The sequence below is a fragment of the Azospirillum picis genome (assembly GCF_017876115.1).
Lineage (GTDB): Bacteria > Pseudomonadota > Alphaproteobacteria > Azospirillales > Azospirillaceae > Azospirillum > Azospirillum picis.
Genome location: NZ_JAGINO010000036.1, coordinates 17,721 through 33,446, shown reverse-complemented (window position 1 = coordinate 33,446; position 15,726 = coordinate 17,721). Strand labels below are relative to the sequence as shown.

The window sequence follows — 15,726 nt, the reverse complement described above, 5'->3', positions numbered from 1 at the left end:
GCCGAGATGCCGCGACAGGATGTCCCGTATCCTGCGGCGGCGTCATGGGCCGCCGAAAGGCAAGCGGTAATATAGGCCGAAGACGTTGTTCGTACCGGCGGCGGGATCGCCCGCGGCGGCGTCGTTGACGATGCGGCTGTAGCCCATGCTGAATCGCGACTTGTTGTCGAATTCGTATCCCAGTTCGAGCTGTGACCGGAACTCCGTGGTCGGGGCGCCCTCGCGGCGGGCCGATGGCAGGCTGCCGGCGCCGACGCTGGGCGTGAAGATGAAGGAGCCGAGCGGCACGTCGATCAGGACGCCGCCCATCATGCCGGTGAGGCCGGTGGACAAGGCGCCGCCGGCGAGGCCGGGGATCGCGTCGGTCGGGGTCAGGCTGCTGCCGGTGCTCGGCCCGATCCAGGGGCGGATGGCCGCGTAGGGTTCGAGCTGCGGCACCAGGGAGCCGCCGAGCCGCAATTTGCTGTTCAGGATGCCGAGGCTGTTGTCCGGCTGCTGCTGCACGCCGTAGGCCAGTCCCCCGACCGCCCAGTCGCCGAGCCGGCCTTCGGCGTCGATCGCCTGTGCGCCTGCCGGCAACAGGATGGCCAGCAACGCTCCCAAAAGGAACGGCCCCGGGCCTCTGGACTGATGGTTCAACAGGCGGTTCACGGACACCCCCCGGCGACGCGGCGACTCCACCATATGCTGTCGGGCACGATAACGAAGGGACGGTGCCACCGTCCCATGGGGTATTGGCGCTACCTCTAAGCGGGGCTCTCCGGATCGGGCCGGAGGCCGACCTGGACAGCCCTGCGGCCTCCATGGTTTTGCAGGTTTTCCGAACCTGCCCATCTCTGGGCGGAGTGCGGAAAACCTGCTTAGGATGTCGGTATCCGAAGGCTGGATTCAACCACGAAAGCGCAAGCGCTGCCGCCGGAAATTCTGCTAGCATCGGGCCATGACACCGCTTCACGCCGACCCGAACCAGCAGGAGGTGATCGCCTTCCTCGGCGACCGGAGAACCCATGGCGGAGAGATGGTGGAGCGCATCGGCACCCACGCCGCCATGGTGTTCCTGGCCGGGGACCGGGCGCTCAAGCTGAAGCGGGCGCTGCGCTACCCCTATCTGGACTATTCGACGGTGGAGAAGCGCCGGTCCGCCTGTGCGGCGGAGCTTGCGGTCAACCGCCGTACCGCGCCGGGCCTTTATCGGGGGCTTGCAGCGGTCCGCCGCGGGGCCGACGGGGCGCTGGCGCTGGATTTCGGGACCGATGGCAACGGCGATGGCAATGGCAACGATGTCCACGGCGAGCCGGTCGACTGGCTGGTCGTCATGACGCGTTTTCCCGCCGACGCGCTGCTCGACCGCATGGCTGGCGGCGGTGCCCTGACGCCCGCCCTGGCGCGCCGGCTGGCCGAGCGGATCGCCGGCTTCCATGCCCGGGCGGCGGCGCGTCCGGATGGCGGCGGTGCTGCGGCGATGCGCACCGTGGCGGACGGCAACATCGGGGAGCTGCGCGCCTCGCCGGCCCTCTTCCCGCCGGCCACGGTGGGGAGGCTGGCCCGCCTCACGGCGGCCGCCCTCGACCGTCACGGTCCGCTGCTGGAGGAACGCCGGCGCGCCGGCTTCGTGCGGCACGGGCACGGCGACCTGCACCTGCGCAACATCGTGCTGCTGGATGGCGAGCCGACGCTCTTCGACGCCATCGAGTTCGACGAGGCCCTGGCGGTCGCCGACGTCTTCTACGACCTCGCCTTCCTGCTGATGGACCTGGAAAGCCGCGGGCTGCGGCGGCTCGCCAACGTGGTGCTGAACCGCTACCTGGAGGAAACCGACGATCACGGCGGGCTGGCGGTGCTGCCGCTGTTCCTGTCCATGCGTGCCGCCGTGCGGGCCAAGGTGCTGGCCGCGGCGCTTGTGCTGGACGCCGGTGCGAAGCGCGATCCCGGCCAGGGCGACGCTGTGAAGACCGCCGGCGCGCAGGAGGAGGCCAGACAGGAGGCGCGCCGCTACCTGGACCTTGCCCTGGCGGTGCTGGAGCCTGAGCCGGCCCGGCTGGTCGCCGTCGGCGGCCTGTCGGGCGCCGGCAAGACGCGCCTGGCGGAAGGGATGGCGCCCGGCCTGGGCCCGGCGCCCGGTGCGGTGGTTCTGCGCAGCGACGTGCTGCGCAAGCGCCTGTGCGGCGTGGCCGACACCGACCGGCTGGAGGAGGGCGGCTATTCCCGTGCGGTTACGGAGCGCGTCTATGACGGCCTGTGCCGCCGTGCCGCGGTGGTGCTCGCAGCCGGGCAGGCGGCGGTTGTGGATGCGGTGAGCGCCCGGCCGGAGGAGCGCGCGGGCATCGCAGCGGTCGCCTTGGCGGCGGGCGTGCGGTTCGACGGCTTCTGGCTGGAGGCGCCGCTCCCGGCCCGGGTCACGCGTGTGACCGATCGTCGCAACGATGCGTCCGACGCCACCGCTGACGTGGCTCAACGCCAGGAAACCTATGATGTGGGTACGATCGACTGGATGCGCCTCGATGCCGGGAAGGCTGCGGCGGACGTGCTCGGCGATGCCCTTGCGGGCTTGGACCGGATCCAGGGCCGTGCAGCCCGAAACCGCTTGGCGTGAGGCCGGCGCGCACGACATCAAGGATGTCGGCAGCGCGCCGGCGGCCGCCGTCCCCGCCCCGGACGGCAGGCCGCGACGACCCGGGGCAGACTGGTGGCGCCGGGCCGCTCCGCCGAGGGGGCGGGCGGGCGCCGCGCGAAACAGGGCCGATCCAACCGGTCCGGGAGGAGTCCATGACCTACAAGACCATCCTTGTGCCGCTGTGCGGCAGTGACAATGATCCGGTCGCCCTGAAGGGGGCGGTGATGGTGGCGCGGGATTTCGACGCCCACCTCGTCGGCCTTTTCGTCCGCCTCGATCCGCGCGACGCGGTGCCGATGCTGGGAGAGGGAATGTCGGGGGCCATGGTCGACGAGATCATGCGTGCGGCGGAAACCGAGTCGAACAGCCACCGCGCCGCTGCCCGGCGCCATTTCGACGAGGCCGTCGCGGCGGCCGGCTTCGAACTGCGCGATGTCCCCGGCGGGGTCGAGGCGCCATCCGCAGCCTGGCGCGACGTGGTCGGCCGGATCGAGGACATTGTCCCGGCCGAGGCCCGGCTGGCCGACCTGATCGTCTGCGCCCACACCTCGATCGATGCCGACACCCAGGGATACGCCACCATGGAGACGGCGCTCCTGGGCTCGGCACGGCCGGTGCTGCTGATTCCGAAGGACATCCCGGCGGAGATCGGCCGGACCGTCGCCGTCGCCTGGAACGGCAAGGTCGAGGCCACCCGTGCCGTCGCCGCAGCCCTGCCGTTCCTGCGCAGCGCCGACCGTGCGCATGTGCTGACCGCCGAGACCTCGGCCACCGATGCCGCGGCCGGACGTCGCATGGCCGATTATCTCGCTTGGCAAGGTGTTAATCCTGAGTTAACCATACTGCATCCGGGATCCGAACCCGTCGGCGAGACGGTCACCAAGAAAGCCGCCGAGCTGGGCGCCGACCTGCTGGTGATGGGCGGCTACGGCCACAGCCGGGTGCGGGAAATGATCCTCGGAGGTGTCACGCGTTATGTGCTGAACCATGCCGGGTTGCCGGTCCTGATGGCTCACTGAGGCGTACCATCGATCCTTTCCGCGCGGCGTTCCCGGCCAGGGGCTCCGCGCGGCGATGGCCGTTCCAGCCGGGGCCGTTCCAGCCGGAGCGGAACGCCCTGCCCGCAGGGCGGCCCGGCCATTCGGGGGAGGAACGCGCCATGTTGACGATCATCGACTGCATCGCCCTCAGCGACCTGACCGAAGCCGAGATCGACGCGATCGCCGAGCACGAGCATCTGCCGGAAATGGTTGCGGTGGAGATGGGGCACTGCCTTGCCCACTGCCCTGGCGGCCCCGGCCGCATCGCCCACTTCATCGCCGACGACATCGCGGATGCCTGTGCCCGTGGCCGCGCCGCCCATGCCGTGGATCTGATGCACACCCTGCAGGAATTCATGACGGCGCACCCGCAGGGCTGACGGCAAGGGAACAGTCGCGCCGTGGCGGGGTTCTTCTGGCAGACCGTTTCAACGACTGCCGAGGAGCCGACATGGCCCGCAAGACCGACGCCGACATCTTTGCCCGTATCAAGAGCGACCACGATCTCATCCGCAGCCTGCTCGACAAGACCGAGAAGGCGAATGGTAGCGGCCGCTCGGTGTTCGAGGAGCTTCAGCGCGAACTCTGGGCCCATTCGAAGGTCGAGGAGAACGTGTTCTATGCCTCGCTGAGGAAGGCGAAGGAAGCGAAGTCCGAAACCATCGAGGGGCTGAACGAGCATCACCTGATCAACGGGCTGCTCGACGAACTGAACGCGATGAAGACCACCGACAGCGGCTGGTCGGAAAAGCTCCAGGTGCTGGGCGAACTGGTGCGCCACCACCTCGACGAGGAGGAGGAGGAGCTGTTCGAGGAGGCCAAGGACTATCTCGACGACGGCCGCGCCGCCGAACTGGGCGGGGTCTACGCCGACCGCAAGGACAAGATGATGGCGGGTCTGGCGCCGCTGTAACGGCGCAGCCGCGACGGCGGCCTCGCGCCGCCCGTCGCCCGAGGGTCGAGCCGGACAATCCAGGGCCTCCCGCGCTGCCGCCGGGAGGCCCTGAACGTCTTTCAGGCGGCCGGGGCGCCGGTCACCATCTCGCGGATCCGGCTTTTCAGCAGCTTGCCGGTGGCCGTATGGGGCAGGGCCTCGACGAAGCGGACGTCGTCGGGGATGCACCATTTGGCGACCTTGCCCTGGAAGACCGCCAGCAGATCGTCCCTGGTCAGGCTGGCACCGGGCTTCGGCACCACCACCAGCACCGGCCTCTCTCCCCATTTCTCGTCCGGCACGGCGACCGCCGCCGCCTCCTGCACCGCCGGATGGCCGACGGCGATGTTCTCCAGGTCGATGGAACTGATCCACTCGCCGCCGGACTTGATGACGTCCTTGGTGCGGTCGACGATCTGGACATAGCCGTCGGCATCCATCGTCACCACGTCGCCGGTTTCGAACCAGCCCGGAACCGCCTGGTGTGCGGGGCTGTCGGCCACCCCGAAATAGCCGGAACAGACCGTCGGCCCCCGGACCAGCAACCGGCCGAAGCTGGCGCCGTCGCGTGGCACGTCGCGGCCATCGGCATCGACGACGCGGAACTGCACGCCGCAGATCGGCCGCCCCTGTTTCGACGCCAGCGCCAGGGTGCCGTCGGCGTCCAGATCCCGGTGCTTGCCCTTGGGGGTATTCGCCAGCCCGAGAGGGCTGGTCTCCGTCATCCCCCAGGCATGCAGGACCTCGACCCCCGTCTCCTTGAAGCGCTGGATCATCACCGGCGGGCAGGCCGAACCGCCGATGGCGATGCGGCGCATCGTGGTCAGCCGCTTGCCGGTCGCGTCCATCCAGTTGAGCAGGGCGAGCCAGACGGTCGGCACACCGGCGCTGTTGGTGACCTTCTCGGCCTCGAACAGCTCGTACAGGCTGGCGCCGTCGAGCTTGGCGCCGGGAAAGACGAGCTTCGCGCCGGCCATCGGGGCGGCATAGGGGACGCCCCAGGCGTTGACGTGGAACATCGGCACCACCGGCAGGACCACGTCCGACGCCGACAGGCCGAACACGTCGGGCATGCAGGCCGCCATGGCGTGCAGGATGGAGGACCGGTGGCTGTACAGAACGCCCTTGGGGTTCCCCGTGGTGCCCGAGGTGTAGCACATGCCGCAGGCGGTGTTCTCGTCCAGGAGCGGCCAGTCGAAGGCGTCCGGCTGCTCGGCAAGCAGATCTTCGTAGCACAGCAGGTTGGGCAGGCTCGATCGCGGCATGTTGGCGCTGTCGGTCATCACCACGATGCCCTTCAGGCCGGCCAGCTCCTGCGCGATGCCTTCCAGCAGCGGGATGAAGGTCAGGTCGGTGAACAGCAGCCGGTCTTCCGCGTGGTTGATAATGTAGGCGATCTGTTCGGGGAAAAGGCGGGGATTGATGGTGTGGCAGACCATGCCCGAGCCGCCGATGCCGTAATAGCATTCCAGATGGCGGAAGCCGTTCCAGGCCAGTGTGCCGACGCGGTCGCCCGGCTGCATGCCGAGTGCGGCAAGCGCGTTTGCCAGCTTCTGCGCCCGCACCCACGCCTCGGCATAGGTGTAGCGGTGGATCGGCCCTTCGGTGGTGCGCGACACGATCTCGGTGTCGGCATGGTAGAGCGCCGCATGACGCAGGATCGACGTCACCAGCAGCGGCTCGTTCATCATCATTCCGCGCAGCATCCCGTTTCACTCCCCGTTCATCTGTCTTGTTCTGCGTCCCGGCCGGTTTTCCCGGCCCGTTTCCTCATCCGGCCCCATCGCTGGATCGTCGCCCCGGTCGGATGTTTTCGCAGGCGGCAAGGCGGGACTGGGCATCGGCCTCCATCGCTTTGAGCTCTGCCATCACATCGGCGATTTCCGCCTGCATCCGCTCCAGATCTGCGAGGCGCGCGCGGATCTTCCGCAGGCCGTCGCGGCATTGCGCGGCGACCGGCCGGCCGGAGCGGTGGCGGGACAGGCAGTCGGCGATCTGGTCGAGGGAGAAGCCGACCCGCCGGAACTTCAGGATCCGGATCAGCCTTGACCGGTCGCGGCGGGTGAAGACCCGGCGTCCGCCGGCCCGTTGCGGCGCGAGCAGTCCCTTTTCCTCGTAGAAGCGCAGGGCCTGCGGTGTAAGGTCGAACTCCGCAGCCAATTCCGACACCCCATAGACGCGACCCGGTTCGGACATGGACAATCTCCCAGGCGAACGATTCCGCCACGGGGAGAGGGGGGAAGTCAACGTCAATCAGTTAAAGCCCGCTTGAGGCCGGGGAGCAGGCTCCCCGGCCGCGACCGCCGACGGGCAATTGCCCTCAACCCGCCCGGACGCGTGTGAGGAAACGCTCCACCTCCTGCCCCAGCGCCTCGGTGTGGCTGGACAATTGCCGCACAGAGGCCAGAACCTCCCCGGCGACCGTGCCGCTCTGGCTGGCGGCATCGTTCACACTGCCGATGCTGTCGGAAACGGCCTGGGTGCCGCGGGCGGCCTGCTGGATGTTGCGGGCGATCTCGCGGGCGGCCGCGCCCTGCTCCTCGACCGCCGAGGCGATGGATGCGGCGACCTCGTTGATGCGGCCGATGACGCGGACCACCTCCCGCAGTTCGCCGACGGCGTCCCCGGTCACCGACTGGATGTCGGCGACCTGGGTCGCGATGTCGTCCGTCGCCTTGGCGGTCTGGGTCGCCAGCGCCTTCACCTCGTTCGCCACCACCGCAAAGCCGCGGCCCGCCTCGCCGGCGCGGGCCGCCTCGATCGTCGCGTTCAGGGCCAGCAGGTTGGTCTGGCTGGCGATGGAATTGATCAGCCCGACGACCGCGCCGATCCGCTCGACGGCTCGGGCCAGGCCTCCCACCTTGCCGTCGGCGCGTTCGGCGATGCCGACCGCCTCCTGCGCGATGTGCGAGGACTGGCCGACCTGCCGGCCGATCTCACCGATGGAACCGGTCAGCTCCTCGGTCGCCGCGGCGACGGTCTGGACGTTGGCGCTGGTCTGCCCGGTGGCGGCGGCGACATCGCCGGCAAGCCGGCCGGTCCGTTCGGCCGCCAGCGCCACGTCTTGGACGCGGCCCTCCATGCCAACGGTTTCCGTGACCACGGCGTGCATCACGCCGCCCACCGCCTGCTCGAAACGGTCGGCCAGGTCGGCGAGGGCGCGCCGCTTATCCTCTTGCGCAAGCCGCGCCAGCTCGGCCTGTTCGGCCTCAAGCCGCAGCCGTGCCTGCGCATTTCCCTTGAACACGGTCATCGCCCGGCCCATGTCCCCCAGCTCGTCTCCGCGGGCGCTCTCGGGAAAGTCGACGGTCAGGTCGCCGTCGGCCATCGCCCGCGTCCGCCCTGCAAGCGAGCGGATGGTGGCGATGATGTTGTGGCCGACCAAGGCAAGAAGCAGGATCGCCGGCAGGGCGAGTGCCGCAATGATGCCCAGCAGCGTCCAGAGCTGCGACAGGAACTCGGCCCAGAGATCGTCGATGAAGACGCCGGTTCCGATCAGGATCCGCCAAGGCTCGAACCCCTTGACATAGGCAAGCTTGACCGCCGTCTCCGCGGACCCGGCGCTGCGCGGCCAGTCATAGGCGTAGGTGCCCTCGCCTTGGGCACGGACGACGGCGACCAGCGCCGGGATCACCGGCACGCCCCTGGCGTCCCTGATGCCCGAGACGTCCTTGCCCATCAGCGCCTTGTTCGTGTGGGCGAAGCCGATGCTGTCGTAGGTGTGGGCGAAGAGATATTCCGCGCCGCCGTAGCGGATGGCGAGAAAGGCGTCCTTGAAGCGATCCTGCGCCTCGGCGCGGGACAGGCGGCCGGCGGCGACCTCGTCCTCGTAACGGGCGGCCATGCTGTGTCCGGCCTCGACCATGTAGCGCAGGGCGTCGACGCGGTCCTGATACATGCGGTTGTAGCCGAGATAGAGTCCGGCCGCGGCAACGGCCAGGCAGGAGAGGCTGGCCGTTGCGACCAGGATCAACAGTTTGGCGCGAATTGAGAATAAGTATCCCGACATAATGCACCACCTCGCGGCGGGTCGATCCCGCCTTTCGCTGCTTGGCCGGATCACATGAATATTGTACGGAAATCCCCCAATTTTGCCGTGCCATTGTGTCGCATCGGAGTATCCTGCCGGGAATCCTCGACTTCAATCGGGTGACTGCTCCATGTTCCGCTGAGATGCTCCGACGCGGTCGCAGAAGTCCGCCTGTCGGCAGGCGCGCTGCGGCAAGGGGGGAAGGCGTTCCGCCCGATGGCATGGCGCCTTCCATCCGCCGCCGTCGCATTGCAGCAAATTCACATGACATGCGCCGGCATTCGGGGCTTCCTGCCTGCGCGCCGGGCGGGACGGCCGGGCGTCTTCCGGATTTCTGCGGGGTCCGCAAGCAAGTCGTGCCAGAAGCTTGAGCGGAGCGGGGATCACGGGCGGTGGGGATGGAACTGCTTGAGGACCGGATACGCCCGGCCATGACGGGCCGCCTTCGCTCGGCGATGCGGCGGCTTCGGTGCGATCCGTGGCATGCCGCCGCCGGGGCCGGTCTGCTGGCCCTGTTGCTGCTGGTCGCCATGACCTTCCGCCATTACGGCATCTCCAACGACGAGGAGGTGCAGCATGTCTATGGCGCCAAGCTGATCGACTGGTACCGGAGCGGTTTCACCGACGACGCGGCCTTCTCCTACAAGAACCTGTTTCTCTATGGCGGGCTGTTCGACATGGCGGCGGTGGCGTTGGTGCCGCTTCTGCCGTTCGATCCGTATGAGACCCGGCACCTGCTGTGTGCGCTGGTCGGCGTGGCGGGGATCGCCGTCGCCTGGGGGTTGGGCCGGCGGCTGGGCGGGCCGCGGGCCGGCTTCCTCGCCGGAGCCCTGCTGGCGCTGTGCGGCCCGTGGTATGGCGGCATGTTCAACCATACCAAGGACGTGCCCTTCGCCGTGCTGATGGCGGCAGCGCTGGCGCTGCTGGTCCGGCTTTCCGGTCAACTGCCGCGGCCGCGCCAGGGCACGGTGCTCGGGCTCGGCGCCATCGTCGGGCTGGCGCTGGGCATCCGGGTCGGTGCGCTGCTGGTCGCCGGCTATACCGTCGCCATGATCGCAGGCTGGGTGCTGGCGGGCCGGATGCCGGGCGGCATCCGCGGCGGCCTGCACGGCGCAGCCGGCCGGCTGCGGCGGTGTGGTGGCATTCTCCTGCGCCTGTTGCCGGCGCTGCCGGTCGCCTATGGGCTTATGGCGGCCTTCTGGCCCTGGGCGGTGCTGGAGCCCCTGAACCCCCTGCGCGCGCTCGCCGACTTCTCGCATTTCCATTACCCGATCCGCACCACCCTGGGCGGTGCGGAATACTGGATGTACGAGGTGCCGCGCGGGTACCTGGCTTGGTACCTCGCGATCAAGCTGCCGCTGGTGATGCTGGCCGGGGCGCTGCTCGGTCTGCTGGCGCTGCCGTCCGCCCTGCGCCGCGGCCGGCCGAAGGAGGGGGACGGGTGGGCGCACCCGTCAGGGCCGGGGATGGGGCTGGCACTGGTGGCGCTGGCGGCGCTGTTCCCGGTGTTGTGGTTCACCGTGACCCACGCGCCCGGTTACACCGCCATCCGGCATTTCCTGTTCGTGCTGCCGCCGCTGGCGGTGCTCGGCGGCCTTGGGCTGGACCGGCTGCTGGTACGGGCAGGGGCGTGGAGGATCGGCGTCTCGCAACGCAGCGGCCGGGGGCTTTCGCTTGCCGCGGTCGCCAGCTTCGCGCTGGCCCTGCTGCTGGTCCGCGAGGGGGCGGAGCTGGAGGCGCTCCACCCGGACGAATATGTCTATTTCAACGAACTGGTCGGCGGCGTCGCCGGGGCGGCGCGCCGCTACGACGTGGATTACTGGGCCAACAGCGTGCCCGAAGCGGTGGAGGACCTGTCCGAACTGATCGCCGACGAGGAGGCGCGCAGCCACCGCCACCGGACCTACAGCGTCGCGGTCTGTGCCGAGCCGATCTCGTTCGAGAAGGTGGCGCCGGCCAACCTGCGCTGGGTCGGGGACTGGACGAGGGCTGACTTCTTCATCGCCCCGACGCAGGAGAACTGCGACGAACTGATGGAGGGCGCCGTCGTGGCGGAGGTGGAGCGGGGCGGCGCGGTGCTGGCGGTGGTCAAGGACCTGCGCAAGCCTGGAAATCCGGGCGAATCCATCGAGATGGCACGGCTGCACAGCGGACGGCGCCACCTGAGGCCATAGGAGAGGAGTTTCCGGCGGAGTTCTCCCGGTCCGCTGTCCCCGCTCCAGTTACTTTGACTGAACGATCAATCAAAAACAGACAAACAAACCGTCGATCGACATATCCCAAATGAATGTCGCGGCACGTGATGAAAAAGAACGGAGCCTGTTGTTTGCGTCACTTTCATGACGGCCGAAAGCCCGCTATGGTGCGCGGCCACAGGCTTGAACGTGACCTTCGGGCCGCTTGCGACGCGGCCCGGACATCAGGACCGGGGAGACCGTTACCATGGATGCCGACTCCATTCGCGCCGCCTACCGCCGCTACGCCGGCTTCTACGACCGGGTGTTCGGGGTGCTGCTCGCCTCCGGACGCCATGCGGCAGTCGAGTGGCTGAACCGCCGCGGCGGCCTGCGCATCCTGGAGGTCGGAGTCGGCACCGGCCTGTCGCTGTCCGATTACCGCAAGGACAACCGCGTGGTCGGCATCGACCTGTCCACCGACATGCTGAAGGTGGCACAGGACCGGGTGGCCCGCGAGAGGCTCGACCATGTCGAAGGGCTGCTGGAGATGGATGCCGGTAAGCTGGCCTTCGCCGACGGCAGCTTCGATGTCGTCGTCGCCATGTATGTGATGACCGTGGTGCCCGATCCCCAGGGCACGATGGCGGAATTGGAACGCGTCTGCAAACCCGGCGGCGACATCGTCATCGTCAACCATTTCGCCGCGCCGCGGCCCGGCGTCCGGCGTGCGGTGGAGGGCTGGCTGTCTCCCTTGTCGAAGAAGCTCGGCTGGCGGCCCGACTTCACGCTGGACAGCATGATGGCCGGATCGCGGCTGGCGATCGAGAGCATCCGCACCCTGCCGCCCTTCGGCCTGTTCAGTCTTCTGCACTGCCGGCGCGGCCAGGGGGCCTGAAGCACGCGGTTCAGGCAGGCGACAGGATGATGAAGCGGGCGCCGGCCCCGACGGCGCTGCTGATCGACAGGGTGCCGCCGTGGGGCGTGGCGTGGATGGCGTCGGCGAACAGATTGATCAGCACCTGCTGCAGGTCCGTGCGGTTCATCCGGACCCGGCCGGCGGCATGGTCGCCGCGGACGATGGCCACGGACGCGCGACAACGGCAGCCAGAACACCGAGAAGCCGTAGGACATGCCGATGCAGAGACGGATCGCCAGCGTCGCCGGCGGCACCAGCCACCGGTTGAGGCCAACTCCCGCCACCGTGCCTTCACGGCTCAGGAAATGCGGTTGGGAACAGGCGGGAATGGAGGTGCTTTCTCCGGCTTCGTTCTTTTGCGTGGGGGACGGGACCACCGGGGCGATCCCGCGCCGGGGACGCCTTCAGCAAAGGCGATGCCAACGTCCGCTGGTCATACGGATCAATGGGTTGGAACAAGACGACCGGACAGACTGTCCATCGTTCCGCTGCAGGCGGATTTCGGGATGGGCAAATTGTCCACTGCCTGACTTTTTGCCGGGCCGGTGCGAATGGGGTCGCTTGCGGCATGACCCGGACGTTCGAAGCCGGCGGCGCTCCGCCGGCCTCTGGGCCCCCGCCCTGCATGGACGAGGGTTCTTCCGCCAGCCGCCACGCCTTGTGGCCGTGCCCGCCGCCTGCTGCTAGTCTGGCGACCTCGGGCAGGCGCAATCGGGGAGCGGGGGACATGGCCTCACAGGGCGGCGATCTGGCAGGGAAGCGGATACTGGTGCCGGAAAGCCGGGACCTCGACCTCTTCGCCGGCATGATGGAGCAGCATGGTGCTGAGACGATCCGCTGCCCGATGGTCAAGATCCTCGACCTGGACGATCCGTCGCCGGCGCGGGACTGGCTGGACCGGCTGCTTGCCGGCGGCTTCGACGACATCATCCTGCTGACCGGCGAAGGGCTGCGCCGCCTGATGACGGTCGCCCGCGGCATGGAGCGCGAGGCCGACGTGATCGCGGCCATCGGGCGGACGCGGGTCTTCGTCCGCGGACCGAAGCCGGTGAAGGCCCTGCGGGAGATCGGCTGCGCGCCCTTCAAATCGGCACCGGCACCGACCACCGACGGCGTGATCGCCGCCCTGGCGGATGAGGATCTGACCGGGCGCCGGGTCGGCGTGCAGCTCTATCCCGGGAACCCGAACGAGCCGCTGCTGGAGGCGGTGCGGACGCGTGGCGGCACGCCGTGGGCGGTCACGCCCTATCGCTACGCCAACGATTCGGAGACCGGGTCCGTCGAGGCGGCGATCCGTGACATGGCGGCCGGCCGCATTGATTTCGTCGCCTTCACCGCTTCCCCGCAGGTGCGGCGCCTGCAGGAGGTGGCCGAGGCCTGCGGCCTTGCCGACGCCTTCCGTGAGGGGTTTGCCAGGACGCGCATCGCCGCCGTCGGCCCCGTGGTGGCCGATGCGGTCGTTGCCGCCGGCGGCACCGTCGCCGTATCGCCGGACTCGACCTTCCATATGAAGCCGCTGGTCAATGCCATCCGGCGGCTGCTGACCGAAGGAGATGGCTCCGGCCGGGCCTGATCCCGGCCGCAGGAGGTGGCGCCGGGGAGCGCAGCGACCTTTCGTCCCACCGGGTTGATAGTGATTCTCATTACTGGTTAACCTTCGACGCACAGAGTGAGGCGCCGGCCCTCCCGGATGCCCGTCCCGGATATCCGCCATTCTTCGGCCGGCCGCTGCCAGGAGCGTCGTCATGCCCGCCATCCGCCCAACCGCCACCCGTGCCATGGCCATCGCCATGGCCGCCGTTCCGTTGACCACCCTTGCCCTGCTGTCCATCGCCGGACTGCCGGCCGGCGCCGCAGCCGACGGGCTGGCGACGAAGGAGAAGCTGGGGGAGGCGCTGTTTTCCGACTCCAACCTGTCGGCACGGCGGAGCCAGTCCTGCGCCGATTGCCACAACCCGTCCTTCGGCTTCGCCGATCCCCGCACCGGCGGAGCCGGCGGTGCGGCTTCGGTCGGCGACAATGGGACGTCGGTGGGCGACCGCAACGCACCGACCGCCAGCTACGCGAAGTTCGCCCCGGCCTTCCATGTCAGGGCCGACGGAAAGCCGGTCGGCGGCCAGTTCCTGGATGGCCGGGCCGCCACCCTGCAGGAGCAGGCCGGCGGTCCGCCGCTGAACCCTGCCGAGATGGGCATGGCCTCCAAGGAGCAGGTGCGCGAGCGTCTGGCCGAGAACCCGGATTACGCGAGGGCCTTCGTTGCGCTCTATGGCGCCGGCGTGCTGGACGATGCCGGGCGCGCCTTCGACGCGATGACCGACAGCTTGGCCGCCTTCGAGCGGACCGACCTGTTTTCGCCCTTCGATTCGAAGTACGACCGGTATTTGCGTGGAGACTACAAAATGACGGCGGAGGAGGATCTGGGCATGACCCTGTTCTTCTCGACCCAGTTCACCAATTGCAACCAGTGCCACAAGCTGAAGGCGATGCCGGCGGCGGAGGGCGAAACCTTCAGCAATTACGAACACCACAACATCGGCGTCCCGGCGAACCCGTCCCTGCGCGCCGCGTCCGGCAAGCCGGGATTCGTCGACCGCGGCCTGCGCGACAATCCGGCGGCGACCGAGGCCCGTTTCGAGGGCAAATTCAAGACGCCGACCCTGCGCAACGTCGCCGTGACCGGCCCTTACATGCACAACGGCGTGTTCAAGGATCTGGAGACGGTCGTCCGCTTCTACGACCATTACAACAACAGGACCGAAAAGGCGGCGATCAACCTGGAAACCGGCAAGCCGTGGGGGCCGCCCGAAATCGCCGCGAACCTGTCGACCAAGGAACTGGAATCCGCGCCGGCGCTGGACACCCGCCGCGTCAAGGCGCTGGTCGCCTTCATGAAGACCTTGACCGACAAGCGCTACGAGCCTCTGCTGGGCCAATAGCGCCGTCCGTCGGCAACATGCTGGCCAGCGTGGGGGCTATCCGCCGATGTCGACCCGGAACAGCTCCAGGTCCAGCAACTCCATCGACAGCCGGTTGCGCCCGCCGGCTTTCCGTGCCGCCAACCGCCGGGCAAGCGGTTGTGCCAGCCATGCGGCACGGGCGCGGCCGAACAGGGAGGTGCAGCGTTCGGACAGTCTGGCACTGGACAGTCTGGCAGTCATGGCGGGGCGGCTCTCTCGCGCGGAAGATCGAAGTCGGTGGTCTTTGCTCCTGTGAGCGGGTGCAATAAGAATGTCCCTACTCTGTGACAGTTTCCATCGCCCGAAGGTTTAATTTATATACCATAGGTCGTGGATAGGGCTCCGTTGCAGCCCGTTTGCGACCAAAGAAGGAGGGCGCGCCGCGCTACAGGACGGCGCCGACCTGCCGCCGCAGCGCGTCGCGCGCGTCGCCGTCGAGGACCGGCATCCCGCCCTTCGCCTCCAGCATGTAGGCCCCCGGATCGGACAGGGTGCGCAGGGCAAAGCCGACGACGACCGGCGGCTGGCCGCCGAGGGGCTGATTTTCGTAGACCGGGGTGAAGCTGCAGCCGCTGAGCATCGCCCGGATCATCAGCGCTTCGTCCGACGAGGCGCCGGCGGCCGGGGTGTTGATGCCGAAGAGCAGCCGCTCGGCCTCCGCTTCGGTGACCAGGCCGCGGTCCAGCAGGATGTCGACCATCGCCGAGCCGGTCATCACCGGGGCGGCGCGCCCTTTCCAGCAGAAGCGGCCGTCGTCCCATCCGACGTCCAGGCTGCGGAAGACCATGTGGGGTTCGCTGCCGCCGGGAGCGCCGGCGACGATGTAGTTGACGCGCAGCAGCCCGTTCCACACCCCGGCGGGCGCGACGATGCAGGACAGGCCGTTGCGGGTCAGGCGCAGATAGGTGTCGTTGATGCCCGACGGTTCGAAATCGAAAAGCATGGCTCGCTCACCTCTCTACCGGCTGGAGCGCGCGGGTGCGGAAGTCCTGCTTGGCCTTCCGGCTGCCCGTTCCTCGTTCGGGAGTCAGGTGAGTGGCAAGTCCCCATCCGCAAAC

Annotated in this window: 15 protein-coding genes; 8 read left to right on the top strand and 7 right to left on the bottom strand. The window is 68.7% G+C overall.

Translation table 11 applies throughout. The features are described from left to right. Positions 1-42: 42 nt before the first annotated feature. Positions 43-594: a hypothetical protein gene (locus tag J2850_RS29775; RefSeq protein WP_246513755.1), complete on the bottom strand. Its 552-nt coding sequence runs from the start codon at positions 592-594 to the stop codon at positions 43-45. A gap of 346 nt (positions 595-940) precedes the next feature. On the opposite strand from J2850_RS29775, the gene J2850_RS29770 reads away from it, so the two are divergent. From J2850_RS29770 to J2850_RS29755, 4 genes are all read left to right on the top strand, one after another. Beyond that, entirely contained in the window at positions 941-2,593 is a 1,653-nt protein-coding gene (locus J2850_RS29770) for a bifunctional aminoglycoside phosphotransferase/ATP-binding protein (protein WP_209990723.1), read from the top strand. Between the two features lie 173 nt (positions 2,594-2,766). Further along, positions 2,767-3,633 (top strand): universal stress protein, encoded by an 867-nt coding sequence (locus J2850_RS29765; RefSeq protein WP_209990720.1) that lies wholly within the window; start codon positions 2,767-2,769, stop codon positions 3,631-3,633. A gap of 140 nt (positions 3,634-3,773) precedes the next feature. Then, positions 3,774-4,034: a hypothetical protein gene (locus J2850_RS29760; RefSeq protein ID WP_209990717.1), complete on the top strand. Its 261-nt coding sequence runs from the start codon at positions 3,774-3,776 to the stop codon at positions 4,032-4,034. A 71-nt stretch (positions 4,035-4,105) separates the two neighbouring features. Further along, a complete protein-coding gene (locus tag J2850_RS29755) occupies positions 4,106-4,567 on the top strand; it encodes a hemerythrin domain-containing protein (RefSeq protein ID WP_209990712.1) in 462 nt (153 codons plus the stop codon). Between the two features lie 101 nt (positions 4,568-4,668). Here the strand turns inward: J2850_RS29755 and J2850_RS29750 are convergent, their stop codons facing one another. The 3 genes from J2850_RS29750 to J2850_RS29740 all read right to left on the bottom strand — a co-directional run bounded on the left by J2850_RS29750 (position 4,669) and on the right by J2850_RS29740 (position 8,597). Further along, positions 4,669-6,294 (bottom strand): 3-(methylthio)propionyl-CoA ligase, encoded by a 1,626-nt coding sequence (locus J2850_RS29750; protein ID WP_281415104.1) that lies wholly within the window; start codon positions 6,292-6,294, stop codon positions 4,669-4,671. A gap of 64 nt (positions 6,295-6,358) precedes the next feature. Then, complete coding sequence (locus J2850_RS29745; RefSeq protein ID WP_209990710.1) at positions 6,359-6,784, bottom strand: MerR family transcriptional regulator; 426 nt, start codon at positions 6,782-6,784, stop codon at positions 6,359-6,361. Between the two features lie 124 nt (positions 6,785-6,908). Then, complete coding sequence (locus J2850_RS29740; protein ID WP_209990707.1) at positions 6,909-8,597, bottom strand: methyl-accepting chemotaxis protein; 1,689 nt, start codon at positions 8,595-8,597, stop codon at positions 6,909-6,911. Positions 8,598-9,049: 452 nt separating this feature from the next. Between J2850_RS29740 and J2850_RS29735 the strand changes: the two genes are divergently transcribed. Together J2850_RS29735 and J2850_RS29730 are read left to right on the top strand one after the other, a co-directional pair. Next, a complete protein-coding gene (locus tag J2850_RS29735; RefSeq protein WP_209990704.1) occupies positions 9,050-10,792 on the top strand; it encodes a glycosyltransferase family 39 protein in 1,743 nt (580 codons plus the stop codon). 268 nt (positions 10,793-11,060) lie between these two features. Further along, positions 11,061-11,690, top strand: a complete 630-nt coding sequence (locus tag J2850_RS29730; RefSeq protein WP_209990701.1) for a class I SAM-dependent methyltransferase — start codon at positions 11,061-11,063, stop codon at positions 11,688-11,690. A 10-nt stretch (positions 11,691-11,700) separates the two neighbouring features. Here J2850_RS29730 and J2850_RS29725 read toward each other — a convergent pair whose 3' ends face one another. Next, complete coding sequence (locus J2850_RS29725) at positions 11,701-11,880, bottom strand: hypothetical protein (RefSeq protein WP_209990698.1); 180 nt, start codon at positions 11,878-11,880, stop codon at positions 11,701-11,703. A 558-nt stretch (positions 11,881-12,438) separates the two neighbouring features. Between J2850_RS29725 and J2850_RS29720 the strand changes: the two genes are divergently transcribed. Then, positions 12,439-13,284: a uroporphyrinogen-III synthase gene (locus tag J2850_RS29720; protein WP_209990695.1), complete on the top strand. Its 846-nt coding sequence runs from the start codon at positions 12,439-12,441 to the stop codon at positions 13,282-13,284. Between the two features lie 172 nt (positions 13,285-13,456). Next, positions 13,457-14,647 (top strand): cytochrome-c peroxidase, encoded by a 1,191-nt coding sequence (locus tag J2850_RS29715; RefSeq protein WP_246513754.1) that lies wholly within the window; start codon positions 13,457-13,459, stop codon positions 14,645-14,647. A 36-nt stretch (positions 14,648-14,683) separates the two neighbouring features. Here J2850_RS29715 and J2850_RS29710 read toward each other — a convergent pair whose 3' ends face one another. Together J2850_RS29710 and J2850_RS29705 are read right to left on the bottom strand one after the other, a co-directional pair. Next, on the bottom strand, positions 14,684-14,869 hold the full coding sequence (locus J2850_RS29710; protein WP_209990692.1) for a hypothetical protein: 186 nt from the start codon (positions 14,867-14,869) through the stop codon (positions 14,684-14,686). Between the two features lie 184 nt (positions 14,870-15,053). Continuing rightward, positions 15,054-15,611, bottom strand: a complete 558-nt coding sequence (locus J2850_RS29705) for a hypothetical protein (protein WP_209990689.1) — start codon at positions 15,609-15,611, stop codon at positions 15,054-15,056. Positions 15,612-15,726: the final 115 nt, after the last annotated feature.

Excerpts from the sequence above, each read along its gene's own strand:
- J2850_RS29770 (WP_209990723.1), top strand. The coding sequence starts at position 941 with ATGACACCGCTTCACGCCGACCCGAACCAGCAGGAGGTGATCGCCTTC.
- J2850_RS29765 (WP_209990720.1), top strand. The coding sequence starts at position 2,767 with ATGACCTACAAGACCATCCTTGTGCCGCTGTGCGGCAGTGACAATGAT.
- J2850_RS29760 (WP_209990717.1), top strand. The coding sequence starts at position 3,774 with ATGTTGACGATCATCGACTGCATCGCCCTCAGCGACCTGACCGAAGCC.
- J2850_RS29755 (WP_209990712.1), top strand. The coding sequence starts at position 4,106 with ATGGCCCGCAAGACCGACGCCGACATCTTTGCCCGTATCAAGAGCGAC.
- J2850_RS29750 (WP_281415104.1), bottom strand. The coding sequence starts at position 6,294 with ATGCTGCGCGGAATGATGATGAACGAGCCGCTGCTGGTGACGTCGATC.
- J2850_RS29745 (WP_209990710.1), bottom strand. The coding sequence starts at position 6,784 with ATGTCCGAACCGGGTCGCGTCTATGGGGTGTCGGAATTGGCTGCGGAG.
- J2850_RS29740 (WP_209990707.1), bottom strand. The coding sequence starts at position 8,597 with ATGTCGGGATACTTATTCTCAATTCGCGCCAAACTGTTGATCCTGGTC.
- J2850_RS29735 (WP_209990704.1), top strand. The coding sequence starts at position 9,050 with ATGACGGGCCGCCTTCGCTCGGCGATGCGGCGGCTTCGGTGCGATCCG.
- J2850_RS29730 (WP_209990701.1), top strand. The coding sequence starts at position 11,061 with ATGGATGCCGACTCCATTCGCGCCGCCTACCGCCGCTACGCCGGCTTC.
- J2850_RS29720 (WP_209990695.1), top strand. The coding sequence starts at position 12,439 with ATGGCCTCACAGGGCGGCGATCTGGCAGGGAAGCGGATACTGGTGCCG.
- J2850_RS29715 (WP_246513754.1), top strand. The coding sequence starts at position 13,457 with ATGCCCGCCATCCGCCCAACCGCCACCCGTGCCATGGCCATCGCCATG.
- J2850_RS29710 (WP_209990692.1), bottom strand. The coding sequence starts at position 14,869 with ATGACTGCCAGACTGTCCAGTGCCAGACTGTCCGAACGCTGCACCTCC.
- J2850_RS29705 (WP_209990689.1), bottom strand. The coding sequence starts at position 15,611 with ATGCTTTTCGATTTCGAACCGTCGGGCATCAACGACACCTATCTGCGC.